This is a genomic window from Mucilaginibacter sp. OK268, from assembly GCF_900103125.1.
Taxonomy (GTDB): Bacteria; Bacteroidota; Bacteroidia; order Sphingobacteriales; family Sphingobacteriaceae; genus Mucilaginibacter.
This window is the reverse complement of sequence record NZ_FNJV01000010.1, coordinates 40,791-65,005: the sequence shown is the minus strand read 5'-3', so window position 1 is coordinate 65,005 and position 24,215 is coordinate 40,791. Positions and strand designations below refer to the sequence as shown.

The 24,215-nt window shown below is 43.2% G+C and carries 24 protein-coding genes; 7 read left to right on the top strand and 17 right to left on the bottom strand.

Going from position 1 to position 24,215, the window contains the following annotated elements:
- Positions 1–322: 322 nt before the first annotated feature.
- The 3 genes from polA to BLR84_RS24695 all read right to left on the bottom strand — a co-directional run bounded on the left by polA (position 323) and on the right by BLR84_RS24695 (position 4,392).
- A complete protein-coding gene (gene polA / locus BLR84_RS24705) occupies positions 323–3,130 on the bottom strand; it encodes a DNA polymerase I (RefSeq protein ID WP_090472940.1) in 2,808 nt (935 codons plus the stop codon).
- Positions 3,131–3,282: 152 nt separating this feature from the next.
- Positions 3,283–3,864, bottom strand: a complete 582-nt coding sequence (locus BLR84_RS24700) for a DNA-3-methyladenine glycosylase I (protein WP_090472939.1) — start codon at positions 3,862–3,864, stop codon at positions 3,283–3,285.
- A 183-nt stretch (positions 3,865–4,047) separates the two neighbouring features.
- The gene (locus BLR84_RS24695; protein WP_090472938.1) at positions 4,048–4,392 is read right to left on the bottom strand and encodes a carboxymuconolactone decarboxylase family protein; all 345 of its coding nucleotides are present in this window, start codon (positions 4,390–4,392) and stop codon (positions 4,048–4,050) included.
- 422 nt (positions 4,393–4,814) lie between these two features.
- On the opposite strand from BLR84_RS24695, the gene BLR84_RS24690 reads away from it, so the two are divergent.
- Complete coding sequence (locus BLR84_RS24690; protein ID WP_090472937.1) at positions 4,815–6,071, top strand: hypothetical protein; 1,257 nt, start codon at positions 4,815–4,817, stop codon at positions 6,069–6,071.
- Positions 6,072–6,168: 97 nt separating this feature from the next.
- A complete protein-coding gene (locus BLR84_RS24685; protein WP_090473101.1) occupies positions 6,169–6,528 on the top strand; it encodes a VOC family protein in 360 nt (119 codons plus the stop codon).
- Here BLR84_RS24685 and BLR84_RS24680 read toward each other — a convergent pair.
- From BLR84_RS24680 to BLR84_RS24605, 14 genes are all read right to left on the bottom strand, one after another.
- Positions 6,523–6,855 carry an MGMT family protein gene (locus BLR84_RS24680; protein ID WP_090472936.1) on the bottom strand — a complete coding sequence of 111 codons (333 nt, stop codon included), beginning with the start codon at positions 6,853–6,855 and terminating at the stop codon, positions 6,523–6,525. The two genes, BLR84_RS24685 and BLR84_RS24680, sit on opposite strands and share 6 nt — an antisense overlap.
- Positions 6,856–7,041: 186 nt before the next feature.
- Positions 7,042–7,692 carry a tRNA (guanosine(46)-N7)-methyltransferase TrmB gene (gene trmB, locus BLR84_RS24675; RefSeq protein ID WP_090473100.1) on the bottom strand — a complete coding sequence of 217 codons (651 nt, stop codon included), beginning with the start codon at positions 7,690–7,692 and terminating at the stop codon, positions 7,042–7,044.
- A gap of 206 nt (positions 7,693–7,898) precedes the next feature.
- Positions 7,899–8,342 carry a hypothetical protein gene (locus tag BLR84_RS24670; RefSeq protein WP_090472935.1) on the bottom strand — a complete coding sequence of 148 codons (444 nt, stop codon included), beginning with the start codon at positions 8,340–8,342 and terminating at the stop codon, positions 7,899–7,901.
- 3 nt (positions 8,343–8,345) lie between these two features.
- Positions 8,346–8,696, bottom strand: a complete 351-nt coding sequence (locus BLR84_RS24665; RefSeq protein WP_176852150.1) for a phage holin family protein — start codon at positions 8,694–8,696, stop codon at positions 8,346–8,348.
- Positions 8,697–8,839: 143 nt separating this feature from the next.
- Positions 8,840–9,106 carry a YtxH domain-containing protein gene (locus BLR84_RS24660; protein ID WP_076371278.1) on the bottom strand — a complete coding sequence of 89 codons (267 nt, stop codon included), beginning with the start codon at positions 9,104–9,106 and terminating at the stop codon, positions 8,840–8,842.
- A 159-nt stretch (positions 9,107–9,265) separates the two neighbouring features.
- Entirely contained in the window at positions 9,266–10,309 is a 1,044-nt protein-coding gene (locus tag BLR84_RS24655) for an AI-2E family transporter (RefSeq protein WP_090472933.1), read from the bottom strand.
- A 158-nt stretch (positions 10,310–10,467) separates the two neighbouring features.
- Positions 10,468–10,671 (bottom strand): hypothetical protein, encoded by a 204-nt coding sequence (locus BLR84_RS24650; protein ID WP_090472932.1) that lies wholly within the window; start codon positions 10,669–10,671, stop codon positions 10,468–10,470.
- 1 nt (position 10,672) lies between these two features.
- Positions 10,673–12,097, bottom strand: coding sequence for a sigma-54-dependent transcriptional regulator (locus tag BLR84_RS24645; RefSeq protein ID WP_090472931.1), 1,425 nt, complete (start codon positions 12,095–12,097; stop codon positions 10,673–10,675).
- 171 nt (positions 12,098–12,268) lie between these two features.
- Positions 12,269–12,874: a hypothetical protein gene (locus BLR84_RS24635; protein WP_090472929.1), complete on the bottom strand. Its 606-nt coding sequence runs from the start codon at positions 12,872–12,874 to the stop codon at positions 12,269–12,271.
- A gap of 353 nt (positions 12,875–13,227) precedes the next feature.
- Complete coding sequence (locus BLR84_RS24630; RefSeq protein WP_090472928.1) at positions 13,228–14,010, bottom strand: enoyl-CoA hydratase/isomerase family protein; 783 nt, start codon at positions 14,008–14,010, stop codon at positions 13,228–13,230.
- Between the two features lie 13 nt (positions 14,011–14,023).
- A complete protein-coding gene (locus BLR84_RS24625; protein ID WP_090472927.1) occupies positions 14,024–14,443 on the bottom strand; it encodes a cobalamin B12-binding domain-containing protein in 420 nt (139 codons plus the stop codon).
- 611 nt (positions 14,444–15,054) lie between these two features.
- The gene (locus BLR84_RS24620) at positions 15,055–15,453 is read right to left on the bottom strand and encodes a hypothetical protein (RefSeq protein WP_090472926.1); all 399 of its coding nucleotides are present in this window, start codon (positions 15,451–15,453) and stop codon (positions 15,055–15,057) included.
- 812 nt (positions 15,454–16,265) lie between these two features.
- Positions 16,266–16,955 carry a response regulator transcription factor gene (locus BLR84_RS24610; RefSeq protein WP_090472924.1) on the bottom strand — a complete coding sequence of 230 codons (690 nt, stop codon included), beginning with the start codon at positions 16,953–16,955 and terminating at the stop codon, positions 16,266–16,268.
- 1 nt (position 16,956) lies between these two features.
- Entirely contained in the window at positions 16,957–18,561 is a 1,605-nt protein-coding gene (locus BLR84_RS24605) for a sensor histidine kinase (protein ID WP_143013992.1), read from the bottom strand.
- Between the two features lie 456 nt (positions 18,562–19,017).
- Here BLR84_RS24605 and pdeM point away from each other — a divergent pair, with 456 nt between their 5' ends.
- From pdeM to BLR84_RS24580, 5 genes are all read left to right on the top strand, one after another.
- The gene (gene pdeM, locus BLR84_RS24600; protein WP_255367040.1) at positions 19,018–19,683 is read left to right on the top strand and encodes a ligase-associated DNA damage response endonuclease PdeM; all 666 of its coding nucleotides are present in this window, start codon (positions 19,018–19,020) and stop codon (positions 19,681–19,683) included.
- Between the two features lie 394 nt (positions 19,684–20,077).
- Entirely contained in the window at positions 20,078–20,860 is a 783-nt protein-coding gene (locus BLR84_RS24595) for a succinate dehydrogenase cytochrome b subunit (RefSeq protein ID WP_090472922.1), read from the top strand.
- A 65-nt stretch (positions 20,861–20,925) separates the two neighbouring features.
- Positions 20,926–22,860 (top strand): fumarate reductase/succinate dehydrogenase flavoprotein subunit, encoded by a 1,935-nt coding sequence (locus BLR84_RS24590; RefSeq protein WP_090472921.1) that lies wholly within the window; start codon positions 20,926–20,928, stop codon positions 22,858–22,860.
- A gap of 102 nt (positions 22,861–22,962) precedes the next feature.
- A complete protein-coding gene (locus tag BLR84_RS24585) occupies positions 22,963–23,316 on the top strand; it encodes a four helix bundle protein (protein ID WP_090472920.1) in 354 nt (117 codons plus the stop codon).
- Positions 23,317–23,369: 53 nt separating this feature from the next.
- Positions 23,370–24,158, top strand: a complete 789-nt coding sequence (locus BLR84_RS24580; protein ID WP_090472919.1) for a succinate dehydrogenase/fumarate reductase iron-sulfur subunit — start codon at positions 23,370–23,372, stop codon at positions 24,156–24,158.
- The last annotated feature ends 57 nt before the right edge of the window (positions 24,159–24,215 follow it).

Sequence of the window (24,215 nt, the reverse complement as noted above, 5' to 3'; positions counted from 1 at the left end):
CCAACGGCAATGAAAGATAAATCAACTGTTTTTTATTCATTGCCGTCCCATTTATGGGGCGGATAATAGCTGTATTTCCTGGCTTTAGCCTAAACAATCCTCCCAACACTTCCCGGCTGAAGCCGAGTGATGTATATTTACAGGCCTCCGGCCTGCGTTATCAGAATATCGTTATATTCTACCCGTGGATAGATATATTTAATTAGTAACTGCGGCCGGAGGCCGGGTAATAGTCGTCACTCGGCTGAAGCCGAGCGACTGTAGGATCTAATTTATAATCCCAGATTATATCTTATTTCTGGATTCTTACCTCTTGACTCTATTAGTGCGCTTCCAGCCAGTTCAATCCCGTGCCAATTTCCACCATAATAGGCACTTCGGTTTTGATAGCGGTTTTCATGTTGTGCATAATAATGGGTTTTATCAGCTCAATTTCGTGATTGGGCACATCAAACACCAACTCATCATGCACCTGCATGGTCATTTTGGCTTCCAGCTTTTGTGCTTTTATTTCCCGGTGGATGTTGATCATGGCTATCTTAATCATATCCGCTGCTGAGCCCTGTATAGGGGCGTTAATGGCATTTCGTTCGGCAAAACCACGTACGGTAGCATTAGCCGAATTAATATCTCGCAGATACCTGCGCCTGCCCATCAGTGTGGTTACATAACCGTTTTCGCGGGCAAAGTTCATGGTATCGGTCATGTATTGCTTAATACCGGGGAACTGGGCGAAGTACTGGTCAATGATATCGGCAGCCTCTTTACGCGGGATACCCAGGTTTTGCGATAAACCAAATGCCGACTGCCCGTAGATGATACCAAAGTTTACCGCTTTGGCATTGCGGCGCTGGTCGCTGGTTACTTCATTCAGGGCTATGCCGTATACGTTGGCGGCTGTTGCTGTGTGGATATCCAGGTTATCGATAAAGGCCTGCATCATGTTGGGATCTTTACTGATCTCGGCAATAATGCGCAGCTCTATCTGCGAATAATCGGCAGATACAATACTGTGCCCGCTATCGCGGGGAATAAAAGCTTTCCTCACTTCGCGACCACGCTCGGTACGGATAGGGATATTTTGTAAGTTAGGATTCACACTGCTCAAACGTCCGGTTGCTGCCACTGCCTGGTTGTAGGAAGTATGCACACGACCGGTTTTAGGGTTCACCATAGTTGGCAACGCATCTACATAAGTAGACTTGAGTTTTTGTAACTGGCGGAAATCCAGGATATCCCTAACAATATCGCTTTTGGCCGCCAGGGATAATAATACATCCTCGCCGGTTTGGTATTGCCCGGTTTTGGTTTTTTTGGCTTTGGGATCAAGCATCAGCTTTTCAAACAGCACCTCGCCCAGTTGTTTTGGCGATGCGATATTGAACCGCACACCAGCTTTTTCATATACTGTTTTTTCAAAGCCGGCAATGTCGGTTTCCAGTTGTTTGGAGAATTCACGCAGGGTATCGTGGTCAATTTTTACGCCCTCAAACTCCATATCGGCCAGCACATATATCAGTGGATGCTCAATTTCATTAATCAGCTTTTCACTCTCTACCTGTTTTAATTTAGGCTCAAAAATGGCCTTAAGCTGTAGGGTGATGTCTGCATCCTCTGCCGCGTATTCTTTTATTTTTTCGATCTCTACATCGCGCATATTGCCCTGGTTTTTCCCTTTGGGGCCAATAAGCGTAGTGATAGAAACCGGTTTATAACCCAGGTAGTTTTCTGAAAGGATATCCATACCATGACGGGTATCCGGATCGATCACATAGTGGGCCATCATGGTATCAAACAGGCTGCCTTTTACCTGGATGCCATACCATTTCAACACCAGGACATCATATTTAATATTTTGCCCTATTTTGCTGATGCCTTCATGCTCCAGTACCGGCTTAAATTCGGTCGCGATACTCCTGGCATCATCCTGATTTTCCGGAACGGGTACATACCAGGCCTCACCAGGTTTTATCGCGAAGGATAGGCCCACCAGCTCACAATTGTTGGCATCGGTGCCGGTAGTTTCGGTATCAAAGCAGATGGTTTGCTGTTTGAGCAATAGGGATATTAGCTCCGCGCGTTTCTCTAATGTATCCGCCAGGTGATACTCATGCGGTACGTTATCAATGTTTTTGGCAGCGGTGACAGGTGGTTCATAAATATCCTCCACATCAACAGTCATAGTGGTGCGGGCGGTGGCTACCGGATCGCCAAACAGATCTGTTTGAACTGAAACGGCCTTCATCTCGGTAACGCTGAAATCGTCGCCAAAAACACGGCGCCCTAAAGTACGAAACTCCAGTTCGGCAAAAAGTGGCTCCAGTAGGTCTTTGCTTGGCGCGCCCATTTCCAGGCCTTCTTCATCCAGTTCTACAGGCACATTTAACAGAATGGTAGCCAGCTTTTTAGATAACAGGCCCTGCTCCGCGAAATTTTCTACATTTTCACGCTGCTTGCCTTTTAACTCGTGGCTATGGGCAATGATCTCCTCCATCGACCCATATTGTTTGATGAGCGCTTTGGCTGTTTTTTCGCCAATACCGGGAATGCCGGGAATATTATCAACCGCATCGCCCCATAAACCCAAGATATCTATAACCTGTTCTACGCGTTCAATTTCCCATTTCTCCAGTACCTCCTTCACGCCCAGGATCTCCATTTCGTTACCCATACGGGCCGGCTTGTAGATGCGGATATTTTCGGATACCAACTGCGCGAAATCCTTATCGGGTGTCATGCAATACACCTGGTAGCCTTTTTGTTCGGCCTTTTTGGCCAGGGTTCCAATGATATCATCAGCCTCATAACCATCAGAAGTGATCACCGGGATGTTGAAACCCAGTATCACCTTGATCACATAAGGCAGGGCTTTGGACAGATCCTCGGGCATGGCCTCACGGTGAGCCTTGTATGCCTCATAATCGGTATGGCGTTCGGTTGGGGCTTCGGTATCAAATACTACAGCCATATGTGTTGGCTTTTCTTTTTTCAAAACATCCAGCAGAGTATTGGTAAAACCCATTACAGCAGAGGTGTTCAAGCCATTCGACGTAAACCGCGGACTTTTACTTAAAGCAAAATGCGCCCGGTAAATAAGGGCCATGCCATCCAAAAGAAATAGTTTTTTCATTGATATTTTACACTAATTGCACTTATTTATTCGAATTACACGAATTTAGGGTACAATGGTTATATGCAAAAATAGTATTTATAGACACAAAGGAATCATTTATCAGCTCTATAATTAATTCGTGCAATTCGATATCATTCGTGTAATTAGTGCTATCTAAAATCGCAGCTGGCCAGGTGATCATTCACCATACCGGTAGCTTGCATGTGCGCATAGCAAATGGTAGTGCCGAAAAATTTAAAGCCCCGTTTTTTCATATCCTTGCTGATGGCATCAGATATGGGCGTACTGGCAGGAATATTTCTTTCGGGGTGATTGATCAGGGACATGCCATCGGGCATAAAGCCGTACAGGTATTTATCAAACGAGCCAAACTCCTCCTGTATTTTGATAAACAAGCGGGCATTGCTAATAGCAGCCAGTATCTTTAGCCGATTACGGATGATACCAGTATCCTGCATCAGGTGCTCTACATCCTCATCCGTAAAGGCGGCTACTTTTTTTACGTCAAAGCCGGCAAACGCTTTCCGGTACCCTTCCCTGCGGCGCAAAATAGTGATCCAGCTTAAGCCAGCCTGTGCGGATTCGAGTATCAGAAATTCAAACAGCGTTTTATCATCATGAACTTCTTTTCCCCATTCTTTATCATGGTACTCCATGTACAGCGGATCAGTCCCAGCCCAGGAACAACGTTTTAAGTCGGAAGTCGAAAGTCTTGAGTCAGAAGTAGCCATATCTATTGATTTAAAGTTATAATATTCGTCATTGCGAGGCACGAAGCAATCCCTAACTATACAGAGCAAACTTACAGGGTTGCCTTGCCTATTGGGGATTGCTTCGTGCCTCGCAATGACGTGGTGGTGTTTTATCTGGAGTTAAAGTTAACTTCCAATTTACATACTCCAACCCGAAACTTGCTACGCTTCATTCAACTCATCCCAATACTCCACCGCTCTGCGGTAATGAGGTATTACGATGGAGCCGCCTACCAGGTTGGCTATCATGAATATCTCGTTCATTTCATCGCTGTTTACACCGGCTTCATGGCATTTGCCCAGGTGGTATTTGATGCAATCGTCGCAGCGTAAAACCATACTGGCTACCAGGCCCAGCATTTCTTTGGTTTTAACATCCAGCGCGCCATCGGCGTAGCTTGTGGTATCCAGCGCGAAAAAGCGTTTAATATTGGTGTTGGCGGTCTCCATGATCCTGTCGTTCATTTTGGTACGATAGGCGTCAAATTCTTCTACAAGTTTTCCCACGGGTGTTTAATTAGTGAATTACTGATTTATTGAATTAGTGATTTTTTAAAACTTTTTAAAGGTATGATTTTAACATTTTTTAGGCTAAAAAGGGGGCAAAAACGGACAAATAACCACTTAAAATTTATCCAAAACCATCGATTTTAACACTTTTTAACAAATTTTTGGCATATTCTAAAAGATTTAAAAAGTATCAATAAATTAATAATCAATTACATATACACCAAACTACCGGTTTTTGTTATCTTTTTTCCTTAATTAAACAGCCCTGCTTTCTGTAAAAAAGCAGGGCTATTATCCATACAAATTTACTAAATTAATTAGCATTTACGATTGCGGATTCATTAAATTTTTTAGATGAATTTTCGCGCCCGGTACTTCTGTTACTTTATTTGATACTTTTGTAAACCTAATTCTTATAAATGAAACAATTATTTTGCCTGCTGCTTTTGTTGTCACAGGCCCCGCTTTTTTTACACGCCCAAAGCAATTACAAACCCGGCTACGTTATTGACAGTAAAAATGACACCCTTAAAGGCTTTGTAGATTACCGCGAATGGGTCAGAAACCCTCGCGAGATCACCTTTAAACAAACGCAGACTGCCACCCCACAAAAGTTCACAGTGGTAAACGCCAATGGCTTCGCGATAACGAATGCCGAGTATTACGACAAATTTATAGTTAACATAAGCACCAGCCCGATTGAACTGGCTCAACTAAGCCACACGTTGGATACCGCTTACACCACCGATACCGTTTTCCTGAAGAACTTAGTTAATGGCAGAAACGTTTCGCTTTATATGTGGACAGACAAAGTGAAATCCTGCTATTATTTGCTTAACAAGCATACCCATACCATTGAATATCTGAGGCAATACCAGTATTTAAATGACGAGCGCCAGTCTGTTGCCAGTGTTAATGGCTACATCAACCAGTTATTAAGACTGGCCTATCAATATCTGCCAGGTGATACTAAAATTCTTACCAGGATACAGAAGGCCAATTATGCTGAAAGTGACCTTACATCAGTTGCCGTCGCGCTAAACGGCGGTAAAGCAAGCCAGCAAACCGTCACCTCCACCTCTGGTATTCGTTTTTTCGCAGGAGCGGGTGTTCGTTACAGTAAGCTTCAGTTTAATAGTTCTGCCGGCGCAGGCCCGTTTAGTAATGGTGTACATGACAATGTTTTTTCGCCAGTGATCGCAGCGGGGATGGATATCCTGGTTAATAAATATACAGAAAAGCTGCTTTTCAGACTGGAACTCACAGGGGCTATTAATCATTACCTGCTTTCTGAAGCCTTAACCGGTCTTAATTCTACCGTAAACGCCCTTGATGTTAAAATATATCACTTTGCTGCCATACCGCAGGTAATGTATAGTTTTTACTCTACCGATAAGTTGAAAGCTTTTATTGACCTGGGCCTGGCCATGAATATTTATAAATACAACAATTACAATTATTCAACCACTTACAACTTTGGCGCCGTTGTAAATCAAAGCAATTACCCCTCTTTTCAGAGTTTTGAATTTGCAGTGCCGGTAAAAGCAGGGGTACAGATCAATAAGCGGATAGAGGTTTACGGAACTTACTGGCTGCCATCATCACTCACCAAATACATTTATTATTCGGCAGATCAGTCTGCATTGCAAGCAGGCGTAAATTATATTTTCCGATAGCTGACCTATATTTCAGGGCCGTCTTTTTTATCTTTGGATTATCCGGGTAAAGAAGGCGGCTTTTTTGTACCTGTTGAATTTTATCAAACATAAGCCCATGATCAACTTTAAACGTGCCGACCATATACACATCTGTGTCACGCCCGAACGGCTGGAAGAAGCCAGGTTATTTTACACCGATATTATCGGACTGGAACCAACCAAGCGCCCGGATGTATTTTCATCGGCCGGATATTGGTTCAGGATAGCAGACATCGAACTGCATATCGGGGTAGAGGAAAGCCATCCGCGCTCTATCAGGCATACAGCCTTTGAAGTCAGCGACGCGCTGGCCGCGCGCAAATACCTGGAAAGCCATGGATTAGAAATAATGGAAGAACCATTGATCACCGGCCGCAAGCGTTTTGCTTTTATCGACCCGTTTGGTAACCGCATGGAGTTGCTGCAGCTATTATAAAGCCAGTTCGATATTCGGATCCCAGAACACGGTTTTAAAATCCTGTACCTGGTCGTCCTTTACCTGTACGCCTTCACTTTCCAGCAATTCAGCCATCAGGTTGCCGCCGAAATGAAATTTAGCGGTAAGTAAACCCTGGCGGTTCACTACCCGGTGGGCTGGCACTTTGGGCACTACCTTACCCGCCGCCTGCATGGCATAACCTACCATACGCGATGAGCCTTTTGTACCCAGATAGCTGGCAATGGCGCCATAGGAGGTTACCCTGCCCACCGGGATGAGGCGGGCCACCTGGTATACTTTATCGAAGAAATTAATGTCGTCCATGGTAAAAGCTAAAAGTCGAAAGCAGAAAGCTTAAAGCTAAATTACTATTTATAAATTCAAGAACCATGTCATTGCGAGCGTAGCGCGGCAATCTCCTCGCGTTTATACATGTGAGGAGATTGCTTCGTCGTTCCTCCTCGCAATGACATATTTTCTATTATACGATCAAACAGTTTTAGTACCCTCCTACGCAAACGAAAACTTAAGATAGTTAATGTTCTTATTATCCTTTAAATATTTCTTTTCGTAATATGTTTTGATCGACAACACCTCATCGGCATAAGGCGAATGATACAGGTCTTCGGTTCTGATGTGGAGCTTGAGTTTCAGTTCTTCTATCTTTTCGGCAGTATAAGCATGCAGACCATCATTGTCAGTTTTTAAATTCACACAACCGCCCGGTTTTAATATTTCGATATACTTGTTTAAAAATCGGGGAGAGGTGAGGCGTTTCTTTTCGCGGCTCAACTGGGGCTGCGGATCGGGGAAGGTAATCCAGATCTCATCCACTTCGCCGGCAGCAAAGTAGTCGAGCAGATTTTCTATCTGGATGCGCAAAAAGGCTACGTTGGGCACATTTTCTTCCAGCGCGGTTTTAGCGCCCCGCCAAATGCGGTTGCCTTTATAATCAATACCAATAAAATTTTTATCAGGAAACAACGTGGCCAGGTTCACGGTGTATTCGCCCTTACCGCAGGCCAGCTCCAACACTACCGGGTTATTGTTCTTAAAAAATCCTTTGCTCCATTCGCCTTTAAAAGGTTTACCGGCATCTAATTGTAATACATTGCTAAAAGTATCAATTTCAGCAAAACGTCTTATTTTATCTTTTCCCACTTTTTTAAATAATTGCAAAAATAGGCTTTTCTGCAAACTGTGGAAATTTGGGAGGTTTTGTTAAATCTGTGGAATAACCGCTTATTGTAGAGACGCATATTTGCGTCTCCCGCCAACCACGGCATCCGGGCAATAAAAAAGACGCAAATATGCGTCTCTACATCAATACTTAAGACTTTCTACTTCAGGCTTAAGACTTAAAAGCATTACATCACCACCGGTGGTGGTACATCGGGCATGCCTCCTTTACGAGGGGCTTCCGGTTTGCTTTTAATAACCGAAAGAACTGTCGATTTTACGGTATCCCATAAACCATGGATCGAATCGCCGCTGATGTAGTTAGAGGCTTTTTGAGATACCAATCCAACCAATGTTTTAACTAAAAAGTTGGAGCGCTTGAACAATGTTTTATTCAACGTAACCGGCAATACGATCCTGGATAACAAACCAAAAAAGTCCTGGTTAAAAATCCCAGGTTGATCATCGCCGGCATTTCTGTTACCTGAGTTCAATAACGACATAACGCTGGCAAATATGGCCGAAGGGCTACTAAAGCGCTTGGCTAATTCTGTACCTTGTTGCGCTTCAATAACGCGTATCCTCGCAATCTCTTCCTGCAGATCTGTAATATTTTTTATTGAAACGTCCATACTTTATTTTTTAAACAGTTTTTGTATGAAAAGGTTGATCAGCGGCTTTTCAATACGCTCCTTATTCATTTTTATAACAATGGCTATTATTAAATAAATAAGCGCTACACAGCCAAAACCTTCCCAATCTGAATTTAACAAATAGGCCAAATAAAAAGCTAAAGTAAGACTGGCAAACATGAAGGCCAGTACCATGCTTATAGCCGTAATGGCATCCGTGATCATACTGGCTAAAATTGAAGTTCCACCTTCAATTGCCTCATATTTCAAAAGCTTGAAACGCGTTTCGGCATATTCCTTCAGCTGGTCAACAATGGGAGGTAGTGGTGGTGGTGTTTCTTTTTTGGCTTCCATAGATGTAGTTTTATATTCGACAATAAGAATCAAGATATTAGAGTCAAGAATCAAGACAGAAGACATCGGCAAATCGCCAATTACGCTTCTTGATTCTTGACTCTAATATTCTTGGCTCTCTTTTACCGAAGGATGAGGTAAAATTAAGCGTGTTCCAGATCGTCCTGATACTCTTCTTCGGCTCCCCTGATCTTTGATTTTATATTTTCAACCACTTTATCTTTTAAACCTACCAGGTTATCGATCTCAGCTGCTGCGGTATCTTTGATTGATTCGCCCAGGTTTTTTAATGATTCGGTAAGCTTGTCGCGTGTTTCATTACCTTTATCTGGTGCAAACAAAATTCCCAGGGCTGCTCCTGCTGCCAAGCCTGCAAGCAATGCAACAACTACTTTTGTGTTATCATTCATTGTAATATAATTTTAAGTTGAACATTTGTTGTAATATGATTAAATATCCTGCCAAATATTACAGATCGGTCAATTTTTCTGCAATTTCTGTATAATTTATTTTTTTAACTCCCGATAGTGCTTTGTTCCTCTGTTCACAAAAGTGTTCAATTCAATCTGTCAGCTTTCGGGTGTTGTATGTATCCGTTCCAATCTGTCGGCTGCCATTCTGTTCGTTTCGTATATCTCCAGCAATAATAAAAAATAAGACAATAACACCGGTCCGAAAACCAAACCCAGTATCCCAAAAAGCGGCAACCCTATAAACACCCCTATAACAGATATAATAGGGTGCGTATTAGCAATACGCTTGTTAATGATCATGCGTAAAACATTATCAATATTACCAATAACCAGCAAGCCGTAAATCAGCAGTAAAACCCCTTTTAGCGTATGTCCCTGCGCAAATAATAAAATACTGGCAGGTATGGAAAGCGTTGGCGCGCCTACCACCGGCAAAAAAGATATAAAAGCCCCTATTACGCCCCAAAACACGGCATCGGGTATCCCAAACGCATAAAAGCCTATGGCCAGCAACGTACCCTGTATAACGGCTATTATTCCCTGCCCTAAAACGTTAGAATAAGTAGAATCGCGTAGGGCCGATGCAAATTTTAAGGCATGCTGCTCACGAAATGGGGCATATTTTAACAAACCGGCCTCAAATTCACGTATTTGCGTGAGCATAAAATACAACAGAAAGTACAATACCAGCAAGGTGATAATGATATTGGCCGCGCTGCTTAAAATGGACGGAAAAAGCTCGGTACCAAAAGACCCCAGCTTTTGAAGGGTATCTTCGGCAAAGTGGGGTTGGTTCAAATTGGTTGCCGCAAAGGCATCTATTTTAGATGTCCACTGTTCAATAGGTAAGGATTTAATGTCGATGCTCGATATTTTACCCACCACCATGATACTTAGCAACAGAAAGGGGATAACAATAACTATAAGGGATGCAAATATGATGAGCAAAGCCACCGCCACGCGATTCCATCCTTTGTTTTCGACCAGGTAAAGGTACAGCGACCTGAAAATGGTGAACAACACAATAGCCCCTAATATGGAACTGAATAAACCATGTAGCGCGTACAGCAAAAAACAACCCAGTATAATGATACTTACCAGGATAATGTTATTGCGTTGCTTATAATTAAAAATTGACATTTAGTATCAAGTAGTTAGTATCAAGTATCAGGACTTTAATTGTACAGTTGCCCAATAAAATTGTTTTGATAATGTTTGACAATTGGAATATCAGGCCTTGAGTGCCAATTTACAAATATCTTGATACTTGATACTAACTACTTGATACTTAAAAAATGTTAATCGGCGTTGTTTAGTAAATTGTTTATCTGGGTGGAGCTTGTTAAGATGGTATCCAGGTAAAATAAACAATCCTCGGAAAGATCGGGTATTTCATATTTCAACTGCTCCAGTGCCAGGTGGATATTGGAGAGCTGGTTTTTAATATCGTGCTTTAATTTACGCAAGTTGTCGTCAGCACTCCTTGCTTCCAGATCTTCCATTCTATTTCAGGTTGATGGCCTTCATTTTGTTGTACAACGTTTTACGGTCGATATTTAATATTTCGGCCGCCTTTGTTTTATTAAAATTCACTTCTCTTAAAACTTTAATAATGGTTTCGTATTCGGCTTCGAGGGCCGCGTTTTTCAGGTCATGGCGCGGCTCTTTTACTTCTGGTGCTTCATAGGCCTGGTGGTTGTAAGCCTGCTCAAACGAAGGTGCTTTAAAGTTGGAGATCTCCAGCGGCAATGCCTTCATCGTGATCTCGTTATCTTCGGCCAGTAAAGCCGCCCGCCTGATCACATTTTTCAGCTCGCGGATGTTGCCCGGCCACCGGTAGTTCATAAAACAATCAATCACTTCGGGTGCAAACGTGGTTACATTGCGGCCCAGCTCATTATTGGCTATTTTTAAAAAATGTTCGGCCAATAGCATAATATCGTTGCCCCGCTCGCGCAATGGCGGCATGTAGATGGTAAATTCATTAAAACGGTGGTACAGGTCTTCCCTGAACTTGCCTTTTAATATGCCATCCTGCAGACTTTCGTTGGTGGCTATAATAATGCGCACATCCAGATCGATCTCTTTGGTGCTGCCTATCCTTTTAACCTTGCGTTCCTGAACGGTGCGCAGCAGGGCGGCCTGGATCTCATAGGAGAGGTTGCCCACTTCGTCCAAAAACAAAGTACCGCCGTTGGCCATTTCAAAATGCCCTATTTTAGTATACAATGCACCAGTGAACGATCCTTTTTCGTGTCCAAAGAATTCGCTGGCTGCCAGCTCTTTGGTTAATGAACCGCAGTCCATCGCGATAAAAGGCTGATTATGGCGCTGACTGTTCAAATGTATACTTTTAGCAACCGACTCCTTGCCTGTACCGCTTTCGCCCAATATAATTACACTATAATTGGTGGGCGCCACCAGCTCTATCTGGCGTTGTAGTTCTTTGGATGATTTGCTGCTGCCGGCTACAAATTCGCTGGCGAACACCAGCTTTTTATTATCGCGGCTTTTTGATTTTTCAGTAACGATATTATTATCGATCCCTGTATCTTCAACCAGGGCGTAATGCGTTTCAACGGCCTTATTAATCGTATTTAATATTTCGTCGGGATATAAGGGCTTGGTGATATAATCATAAGCGCCCATTTTTATCAGCTCAACCGCCATTTTAATATCCGAGTAGCCCGTAATAATGATAACCCCGGTTTTAGGATATTGGGTTTTGATATTCCTGAGCATTTCGCGGCCATCGGTATCTTCTAACCTAAAATCGCATAACACCAGGTTAAATTCGTCATTTTTAAGGGCTTCCATGCCGCTTGTACCACTGGAGGCGGTACTCACATCAAAGCCGTTACGGGTTAAAAATTTAGATAGCAATAAAGCCACATTAACTTCATCATCAATGATGAGGATTTTCTTCATAAGAGCAATACTGATAACGGTAAATGTACTAAACGCGCTTAAGTTACAAACAATGTTGCTAATTTATGGAGCTTTATTTAAAAACAGGCCTTTAAACACAAAAAAGGCGCAAACAAAAAGGGCAGCCAATTGGCTGCCCTTTTTGTTAATTAGGTATATGTAGGGCCATATTTAGAAGCCGTATGCTACACGGATACCTAAAAAGCTTACTTTGCTTTGATCAACGCCAGTAGCATATTTTGTAGTTGCTTCATAACGGATACCAGCATCAATAAAGTTACCATTTGCACTGATAGGGAATTGAACACCTACTTGCGGAGCATAAACAAATGCGGTTGATTTATTAACACCAACATCTTTTTTGTTTAACAAAAATGCTGCACCAGCTTCACCTTGAACATAAAAGTTTGGAATAACAAAGTATTTTAAACCAGCTTTTACAGGGATCAATTGAAAGTTTGTAACATCAGCACCAGCAACACCACCGATATCTTTTTTACCAAATATGTTGTTATAACCTGCATTAACAGTAACAAATAATTGGTTTGAAATAACCGGGATATCCGCTTGTACCGAACCACCTAAATTCCATTTGTAGTTATCTTTAAAGTTACCCAATGGGATACCTGCGTCAACACCAATGCTGTAACGGATACCGTTGTTGGTGGTGGTTGATGTAGTAGTAGTTGTTGTTGGGGTAGTTGTTTGTGCTTTAGCGCCAAATGCAAATCCTGCAAATGCTAAAACCAGGGCCGAAATTTTAAATGTATTTTTCATAACAATTGTGTGTTTTTGATATATGTTTTTTAAACACAATGCAAAGTAAAGCACAGAATCATATATGATTTTTCATCCAAAAGTCACGAATATTTAATCGATTGATTAACAATGATTTATTTTTTGACCATTCGGGTATTTTGGTCAGGACAATGTCAAATTGAAAGTTTACACACCTATTTGTGTCAAATTAACATGGAATTAACATAGCTTTTCAGCCGGCAAAAAGCCCCTTTTCTGCGTGTTTTATAGCTAATTTCAGTTTTAAGAGATAAAGGGCTCTATAAATTACAATCCAAACAGCCTGGATCGTGAATACTGTTAACAAAATTTTAACACGACAGGTAAGCAGGTTACTCCCCTTTAAACGCGGCTTTACGTTTTTCCAAAAAGGCTGCAACGCCTTCTTTAAAATCTTTTGTGCCAAAGCATTTTCCAAATTGCGCTATCTCGATGCCGTAACCATCCACACCATCGGTAAATCCGGCGTTTACGGAGTTTATAGCTGCAGCAAGGGCCAGCGGCGCTCTCAGTAATATTTTTTGTAGCAACTCCTCAGCTTTGATCAATAGATCTTCCGGGCAAACCACATGCGTAACCAGGCCGTACTGATGGGCCTCCACAGCGGTGATCATATCGGCGGTCAATATCATTTCCAGCGCTTTGCCTTTTCCAATGAGTTGAGCCAGGCGCTGGGTACCACCGTATCCGGGTATTAAACCCAGGGTTACTTCGGGCAGACCCATTTTGGCGGTTTCGGAGGCTATACGGATATGACAGGACATAGCCAGTTCCAAACCGCCGCCCAAGGCAAAACCATTAATGGCCGCGATCACGGGTTTATTGCCATTGGCGATCAGGTTAAATACTTCTATTTGTCCTTTGCGGGCAAGGGCTGTGCCCTCATCAACATTCAGATTGGCAAATTCACTGATATCGGCACCAGCCACAAATGCTTTGGCGCCGGTTCCGGTGATTATAATACCACCAACAGCGGGATTTTTAAAAGCCGCATCAAAAGCTACATGCAATTCGGCAAGGGTATCCCTGTTCAGGGCATTAAGCTTGCTTTCGCGGTTAATGATGATGTATTGTATCCGTTCTTTATTTTCTATCAGCAGATTGTGAAATTCCATAGGGTTGTTTTATTTAAAAATTACGATGCTCATGCACCCAATCTGTAATATAAGCTACAATGTCCTGTGTGCTGGTTCCGGGCGGAAAAAGCTCGCCCACGCCCGATTGTTTCAGCGCTACCATATCTTCATGCGGGATAATGCCCCCGCCGGTAAGCAGCACATCATCCATCTCTTTTTCCCGGAGCAATTTAATAATGCGCGGAAAAACGGTCATATGCGCGCCAGATAATATGGATATGCCAATGGCGTCCACATCTTCCTGCAGGGCGGTATTCACCACCATTTCGGGGGTTTGGCGCAGGCCGGTATAAATTACTTCCATCCCGGCATCGCGCAGGGAGGTGGCAATAATGCGTGCGCCGCGGTCGTGCCCGTCAAGACCTACTTTAGCTACTAAAACGCGTATGGGGCGGTTAAAGGTATTACTCATGTAAAACCGTATTGGTTGCCGTAAAAGTAATAAGAAAGCCGGGAATATTTCGGATGTCGGATGTTCGATGTCGGATTTATATTACAGGACATCGAAGCTCATCTCCATCCGGCAAAAAAACAAACTTATAAAATTCAAACTGCCGTCTCTTAACAAAAACTTTTTAAAGCTCTATTTTAACACTTTTCGGATCAAAATGAGGGCAAAAACCGGTTAAAAACTGTTCAAAACTCAATCAAAACTCTCCATTTTAACACTTTTTAACAAATTTTTGATGGGTTTTGAAAGGTTTAAAAAGTATTATATAATTGATATTCAAATAACTACATCAACAACAGTTGATTTTTGAGCCTTTTTATCTCTTTAACCAAACAGCCCTGCTTACAATTTTCAAGTAAGCAGGGCTGTTTGGTGTATGTACTTAAAGATACAAAAAATATCCAGGGATTACAATAGAATACGTTATAATTTGTCTGGCGGCATCGACTCACCCGCCCATTGCTTCGTCCGGGCACCCTCTCTCCGGCTGCGCCGCAAAGAGGGGTTTGGGAGACTCTTTTTCTCAACGCGTCATTGCGCCTGATCGATAACTTACACCTTGTAAAAACAAACTACTGTCTTTTTAACCTGTAAGTATAATTATAACCCGTGCCTTTTTTCACCAGGATCAAACTATCACCTTTGGTGGTTGAGGTGTAGGTACCGTTCAGTAACAAGCCCCAGTCGAAATTGGCGGTATGTACCGTACTGTCTGTAAAAGCTATTTGATTGTTGCTGGTCACGTAGCTGCCTCTGCTCGAAACGCCGAAAGCGGTATTTAAAGTAGCCTCGTAGGTTTTACCTGTAATAACAACTTTGGCCGTAGCGTTAGTTGCACCAACGCTTGTGGATGTAAATGCACCGGTATACGTTCCGTCTAATTTTTGTGGGAGCGGGGTTGCCTCATTTTTGGAACAGGCAGCAAAACTTAACGTAGCAGAGAGTAAGATAAAAAAGATAGGGGTTTTCATAATTTGGTTTTTTAATCATTACGGACAATTGAGCAATGATGTAACAGGTTGATGAAAAATCCTTATCGGAGAGGCATGTATGGCGCAGACCCGCTCTTGGCCGCGGGAGGGCCTTTACTTCAGCTTGGTGGTCGGTGTTATTACCGTATCCATACATAGACTGCCGTATAGGGGGGCATACATGGTGCAGACCCGCTCTTGGCCGCGGGAGGGCCAGTCACGTTTTTCGTTGTTGTTTGTTTTTTTATAGGTACTCAAGATGGCTTCGCCGTATGTCGCCACAAAAGTAACCAAAAAGGCTTTCAGGAGGCTTCTTTGCCGCACTTGGCCTTTACCCTGCAAACCAGACAGAACCACGGGCTGCTAAACCTTACCTTTACTTCGTTCCCTCATTCCTCCGCTTCGGCAAGGTTTGCTAATGCCCCTACAGCCCCACAAGTCCATCATGTTCTGTCCGCTTTCTTCCGAAGCTTATCTGCTGACTAAGAGAATATTTGTTTTGTTTAATCAATAATTACCAAATCCTGGTAATCCCAAAATCCGATAAATCATGGTTCAAACAACTGCCCGCTTTCGTCCGAAGCTTATCTGCTGACGGAGAAAGGAAATTCATTAATTAAAGCGTGGTCAGCCACGGGGTTCACTTGGGCTAAAGCCCATAGCTATTTACTTGTAATCCGTTGGTTAAAACCAACGGCAATGAAGGGTAAATCAATTAGTTTTCCATTCATTGCCGTCCCATTTATGGGACGGATAATAGAAGCATTTGATGGCTTTAGCCAAAAACGATCTTCCGAACACCTGTAGTTCCATCACCAGACCAATTTGTACCCATGTCCTCTTACGGTAATAATCTGCACGTTGGGGTCGGCTTTTAAATGTGTTCGGAGTTTGCTGATAAATACATCCAGGCTCCGGGCATTAAAAAAGCTATCATCGCCCCAAATGGTTTCCAACAAGGTTTTTCGTGGTAATATATGGTGTTGATTTTTACACAACAGCCTCAAAATATCACTTTCACGGCTGGTTAATTGCCATTGATTGATGCCTTGCTGAACGGTATTTTTTAGCGGGTTAAACGTAATACTGCCTATCTGGTGACTTTCGCCCGCAGGCTTGCCGGTACTCAACAAACGGTTATCGCTCAGCAACACTTTAATGCGCACCACTAGTTCCTCTACACTAAAAGGCTTTTTTAAATAGTCGTTAGCGCCCGACTCAAACCCGGCCACCACATCCTTGGACTGTGATCGCGCCGTTAAAAAGATGATCGGTGTTATTTTGTCGGTTTCGCGTACCTGGCGGGCTACCTCAAAGCCATCCATCTTGGGCATCATAATATCCAGCACTAAAATATCGGGCCTGTCGCTTTTGTATTTTTGCAGAGCTTGTTCGCCATTGGCGCACAGTATTACCCCGAAGCCGTTTTCTTCCAGGCTTTCGCGCACTATATGGGCCAGGGCCTGCTCATCTTCGGCCAGCAATAAGCGTATTTTACTCATCTTACATCGGTATTGATATCATAAACTGACTACCCGTATTGACTTCGCTTTTTACAGCGACATGGCCGCCATGCGCTTCTGCAATATACTTCACATAACTTAAACCAAGCCCGGTACCTTTCACATTGTGCACATTACCGGTAGGTACCCGGTGAAATTTTTCAAAAATTCGCCCCAGGTGTGCCGCCGGGATGCCCATACCCTTATCGCTTACGGAAAAAACGATCATATTGCCATCCCGGTATACATCTATCTTGATATCGGCCGGCTCATTGGAATATTTAACTGCATTGTCCAAAACATTCAATATGGCGTTACCGAAGTGCAGTTTATCCGCCGCAATATAATCAACCTGATCCCTATTATTATAGGTGATGATAGCTGTTTCACCGGCTTTAGCTCTTTCGGCGGTTATCAGCTCATTCATCAGGGTATCAACCTGTATTTTTTCTTTCAGCAAAGTTATTTTATCGCGTTCAAAGGCCGCCACATCCAGTACTTTGCCCACCAGCTCGTTTAGTTTGGCCAGTTCATTCCTGGAGGTTTGCAGGTAGCGCTGTGTTTTTTCGGGATCATTCAGGGCATTAAATTTTTGCAGGCCTTCAATAGCGACGGTAATAGTAGCGATAGGCGTTTTTAATTCATGCGTCATGTTGTTTATAAAATCATCCTTTAACTCTCCCAGTGCTTTTTGCTGATTGATGGTTTTGATAATATAATAAAAGCAATATATGGTGAACAATACCAGCAGTGCCGATAATACGAGGGTGATCATCATTCCTTTGATAATGGCATATTGCGGATTGCTAAAAACAGCACGGGTATGCAAATGATTAAAAATGGAATGATCCAGGAAAACGAACCCGTGATAATCATATGGATAGTCGTTAGTTTCAGCGTAGCGCATACTGGGTGAGCCCGCCGGTGTCCCCTTTTCAGAAAACAGCAGATTAAAACCGGCGCGAATATTCATTTTATCAAGCGTGGTAGTAAAATACCTGTGCAGCTTTAAACTATCGGCCTGCCTGTAATTGGGCGGCAGCTCATACATACCGCTTTTTACAATTTGATGATGAGCGAATATGCTATCCTGTGGAATATTGCTATGCGCCTTAACATATGCCTTTATTTGGTCGTCATGAGCCGAAATATCTGACATTCCCCATAGCAGGGTAAGCTGGTTCATTAAAAAGGGCACATAAAAGGAGGTTTCGGTTATCAGCTCGGGCAAGGTTGCCCTATGGTTTATTTTGGTTCCGTAAAAATCAAGCGCGTTACTGGTGATGTGAAATGGTTCTCCTAACCATGAATGAGGAAGCGAGATACGGATGCTCAATTGTTTATGTATCGTATCGGCCTCATGAAGGGTGTCAATTTTAATGATGGTTCCAGGGGTAGAAAGCCGCTTCACCATGACAACCCTGATAGAATCAAAATAATCCTTTTTACAGCTGTCTAAAGCCTGTTGCATAGCCATATCAACATTGGTGTCGAAGTTTTTTTTATTTACCTGATAGGCATTGACACTCCAGTACAGCTGGAAAATGATGATGCCGCTTAACGACAGGGTGATTAAGATCAGTACAATTTTAAGTTTCCTTTTCATGATTAATGGATTGATGAAGATAAAAGTAAATACATCAATATCTGCCGGCACTTTCTGTTAACATTGCTTAACATTAAATAATAAAAATTAAGGTTGGGGGTTTAAAAAGAGGTGTCATGCTGAGCCTGTCGAAGCATGGTGGGCAGGCCTCTGCGCTCTACCCTTCGACGGGGCTCAGGGTGACAGCCTTTTCCATCCATCGTCTGTGTCCTCACAGACGATTTGCTTTTACGTTTGGGAGCAATAAGTTGCCTGTGAGGACACAGGCAACGGGAAGAAAATCGCAGAGCCGACTCACCCGGTCTGCGCTTCGCTGGACCACCCTTCTTCGCCTGCGGCGGAAAGAGGGTAAAAAAGCCCCTTCTATGCGCAAAGCGTAGAGAGGGGTGACGAGCGCAGCGATGTCGGGATGAGTCGATATACATCTCCGGAAATAAATTTTAACTTTGTTTTGTTATGATGATCTGTGTGGCAACTCCATTTACTTTACTCGGGCAAAACCTGTTGTTACTCCCTCAGAAAGCGATCTATTGGGAGCAGCAAAAGACCCTGATCATTGCCGATGTGCATTTGGGCAAGGTTGGTCATTTTCGCAAGGCGGGCATTGCCATTCCACGGGATATGGAGCAAAGCGACCTGGCTACCCTGTCGGACCTGATCCATGAATACCAGCCTCAAAAGTTATTGTTCCTGGGCGACCTTTTTCACAGTGATATGAATAACGACTGGGATTGGTTTATTCTTTGGCGAAGTCAGTTCCCCGGTCTGCAGATCATCCTGGTGCGGGGCAACCATGATATTATACCAGATAAGCACTACCAGCAATTAGATATCGAACTACATGATGAATTGCTGATGCACCCTTTTTTGATGCAACACCATCCATGTGACGATGCACGGCTGCAAAACGCGGAAGGCTACGTTTTTTGTGGACATATTCATCCGGGCGTTAATCTGAGCGGCCGCGGCAGGCAATCTATCACGCTGCCTTGTTTCGCCTTTGGCGGTAAACAGGCCGTGCTCCCTTCATTTGGTCAATTCACCGGCAAGGTGGCTATCCGCAATCAAAAAGCCGACAGGATCTTCGCGGTTTTGAAAGATAAAGTGCTGGCTATTGATTAAGAAAGAGAATCAAGAGATAAGAGTCAGGAGTCAAGAAAAAACTTTCGTACTTATTTCCGCGCGTCATTGCGAGGTACGAAGATAACCGACCGCAGGGAGCTCATTAATACAGATATAAAACAATCAAAATATTAATAATCCCCGATTAGCAGAGTCGCTCGGTATAGCATAGAGATTGCTTCGTACCTCGCAATGACGCGTTTTTTAGATTTTCCCCTTCCGATACAGCCTATCTTACCTCTTGATTCTTAATTCTTGACTCTTCCTTCCTGTGTAATTTGAATGTAATTTCTTAGATTGATTCTAAATAGACTTTTCACCTCCAATAAGCCGAAAGCATTTCTATCTTTTGGCATATAATAAATACTTTTGCCTAAAATAAATCTATTTCATAATGAGCGAATTCAAACAAACCTTTAACTCATCACTGGGAAAAAAGCTGATCATGGCTTTAACAGGCTTGTTTTTGTGTACTTTTTTAATTGTACACCTTGGGGGCAACCTGCTGTTGTTTAAGGACGATAATGGTTTTGGTTTTAATGTGTATGCAAACTTCCTGACACATTTTCCACCAATTGAGGTTATCGCGTGGCTCTTGTACGCGTCGATAGCGGTACATGCCATATATGCACTTATCTTAACTGTAAAAAACCGCAAAGCGCGTCCGGTAGGTTACGCCGTAGCGGCAAAATCAGATGCAAGCTGGTCATCAAAAAACATGGGGCTGTTAGGCTCAATCCTGCTTGTATTTATCGTGATACATATGGGCGATTTCTGGTTCAAATACAAATACACCCATGAAGTTGGCTTTAAGGAGTACCGCACCGACCTGGCTACAGACCAAACTACTGTATCAGACTATACACCTGTATCTGCCGATTTCAACCACTCTGTTTCTACCGAAAACAATGTAGAGATAGTAAGGGTAAAAGACCTGCATGCACGCGTGGCGCATACCTTTGGCAACATCTGGTATGTATTGATCTATGTAATTGCCATGGGTGCGTTATCCTTCCACCTGTTGCATGGTTTCCAGAGTGCTTTCCGCACCCTGGGATGGGTACATCGTAAGTATACACCTATAGTATACGGCATTGGCGCATGGTTCTTCGCGGTTATTATACCTATAGGTTTTGCCCTTATGCCTCTATGGTACTTTTTTATGCACAAAGGGTAATTTAAGTTGATTAAGTTAAATGGTTGAGTTACATCAGCCACTCACTAATATAAATTATACGAGAAATGAGTTTAGATGCTAAAATTCCTCAAGGCCCATTAGCCGAAAAATGGAGCAAGCATAAATTTAACCTGAAGCTGGTTAACCCTGCCAACAAGCGTAAATACGATATTATTATTGTAGGTACCGGTTTAGCGGGCGCATCGGCCGCGGCTTCACTGGCCGAGTTGGGTTATAACGTAAAATCTTTTTGCTTTCAGGATAGCCCACGCCGCGCGCACTCTATCGCGGCGCAGGGTGGTATCAACGCAGCAAAAAACTATCAGAATGATGGCGACAGTGTTTACCGTTTATTCTACGATACCATTAAAGGTGGCGATTACCGTGCCCGCGAAGGAAACGTTTACCGTCTGGCCGAGGTATCTGTAAATATCATCGATCAATGCGTGGCACAGGGTGTTCCTTTTGCCCGCGAATACGGTGGCTTGCTGGATAACCGCTCATTCGGTGGTTCGCAGGTATCACGTACATTTTATGCCCGCGGTCAAACAGGACAACAATTGCTGTTAGGCGCGTACTCAGCCTTAAACCGTCAGATACATGCCGGCAAAGTAAAAATGTATACCCGTACCGAAATGCTGGATGTGGTTGTGGTTGATGGTCATGCCAAAGGTATTGTTACCCGTAATATGCTTACCGGCGAAATTGAAACCCATGCAGGTCACGCGGTATTATTATGTACAGGCGGTTACAGCAACGTGTTCTACCTGTCGACCAATGCTATCGGTTCAAACGTAACAGCTGCCTGGAGGGCTCACAAACGAGGCGCTTTCTTTGGCAACCCATGCTATACCCAAATTCACCCAACCTGTATCCCGGTAACCGGCGATCATCAGTCGAAACTGACGCTGATGTCTGAGTCGTTACGTAACGACGGACGTGTTTGGGCGCCAAAAACTGTTGAGCTTGCCGAGCAATTGCGTAAAGGCACACTGAAAGCCGATCAGATCAAAGAAGACGACCGCGATTATTTCCTGGAACGTAAATATCCCGCCTTCGGTAACCTGGTTCCGCGCGACGTGGCTTCACGTAACGCTAAGGAAATGGTGGAAGATGGTCGTGGTGTTGGTGGTTCTGGTTTTGCCGTGTTCCTTGATTTTGCCGACGCTATTAAGCGCCTTGGCGAAGAAACTGTTAAAGCTAAGTATGGTAACCTGTTTGATATGTATATACAGATCACTGACGAGAACCCATACAAACAGCCGATGCGTATTTACCCTGCGGTACACTATACCATGGGCGGCCTGTGGGTTGATTATAACCTGATGACCACCATACCGGGTTTATATGCCCTGGGCGAGTGTAACTTCAGCGACCACGGTGCTAACCGCCTGGGTGCATCCGCACTAATGCAGGGTTTATCTGATGGTTACTTTGTGATCCCTTATACCCTTGGTGATTACCTCGCTAACATCGGCCCTAAAAAGGTGGATACTAATCATCCAGCTTTTGAGCAAACCCAAAAAGACGTTATTGAGCACGTTAATAAACTATTGGCTTTAAAAGGCACCAAAACGGTTAACGAATACCACCGCGATCTTGGCCACATCATGTGGGAGTATTGCGGTATGGCGCGTACCGAAGAAGGTTTGAAAAAAGCCAAAGGCTTGATCCAGGCCCTGAAAGCTGATTTCTGGAAAAACGCCATTGTAACCGGTGAGAATGAAGAAGTAAATGCTTCTTTAGAGCGCGCCGGTCGTATTGCCGACTTTATTGAACTGGGCGAATTAATGGTTGATGACGCTTTAATGCGTGAGGAATCATGCGGTGGCCACTTCAGGGTAGAGTCGCAAACACCAGATGGTGAAGCTAAACGTGATGATGAAAATTTTGCATTTGTTGCTGCCTGGGAGTTTAAAGGTGAAAACCAACCAGAAGTACTGAACAAAGAACCACTGGTGTTTGAATCAGTGCATTTATCACAAAGGAATTACGCGTAAGGTAGATTTGAGACGTGAGATTTGAGATTTGAGACAAAAAAATATACTACTTAAAACAGCTAAAGCTCTCACATCTCATATCTAAAATCTCACATCTAAAAAATGCATAATCTAAAGGAATTGAAAATTTGGCAAAAAGCGATTGATCTGGCGGTAGATGTATATAAAGCTACAGTAAGTTATCCAGCCGATGAACGGTTTGGATTAACCAGTCAGATAAGACGGGCCTCAGTTTCAATTTCTTCAAACATTGCAGAAGGAGCCGGCAGAAATTCAAAAAAGGAGTTCTGTAACTTTTTAGGTATAGCTAATGGTTCTGCTTATGAGTTACAAACACAATTGATTATATCAAATAAGTTAAATTTATTAAAAGATGATTTGTTGAATGACTTGCTTAAACAGATTGAAGAATTGCAAAAAATGAATTATGCATTTCAAAAGATGTTATTGAACTAGTAAACAAACAAAATGTCTCATATCTCAAATCTCATATCTCAAATCTAAATAGAATGAACGGAAATATGAACCTGACGCTTAAAGTATGGCGTCAAAAAAATGCGCAAGCCGCGGGCAAATTCGTAACCTATAAGGCCGAAAACATTTCGCCTGATATGTCATTCCTGGAAATGCTTGACGTGGTGAACGAAAGCTTAACCCATAAAGGCGATGAGCCCATTAACTTTGATCATGATTGCCGCGAAGGTATTTGCGGTATGTGTTCACTATATATCAATGGCCACCCACACGGCCCTAAAAGAGGCATTACTACTTGCCAGCTGCACATGCGTACCTTTCATGATGGCGAAACTATCACGATAGAGCCATGGCGCGCTTCGGCATTCCCGATTGTAAAAGATCTGGCTGTTGACCGCTCTGCGTTCGACCGTATTCAGCAGGCTGGTGGTTATGTATCGGTAAACACCGGTGGTGTGCCTGATGGTAATGCTATAGCCATACCAAAGGTTATTGCTGATGAGGCTTTCAACTCGGCTACCTGTATTGGTTGCGGCGCTTGTGTTGCTGCCTGTAAAAATGCTTCGGCTATGCTTTTCGTATCGGCCAAGGTTACACAGCTGGGTTTATTACCGCAAGGTCAGCCAGAGCGTTACCGTCGCGCACAATCTATGGTAGCGCAGATGGATGAAGAAGGTTTTGGTAACTGTACCAACACTGGTGCTTGCGAAGCGGAATGCCCTAAAGAAATTAAGCTAACCAATATCGCACGGATGAACAGTGATTTTTTAAGCGCTAAACTGTTCCGCCAGGAAGAAATTCACGAAGAACAACACGGTGGGTAATCCGCAATAGCGAACAATATGCAAAAAGGCTTTGGAGATTTTCCAAAGCCTTTTTTT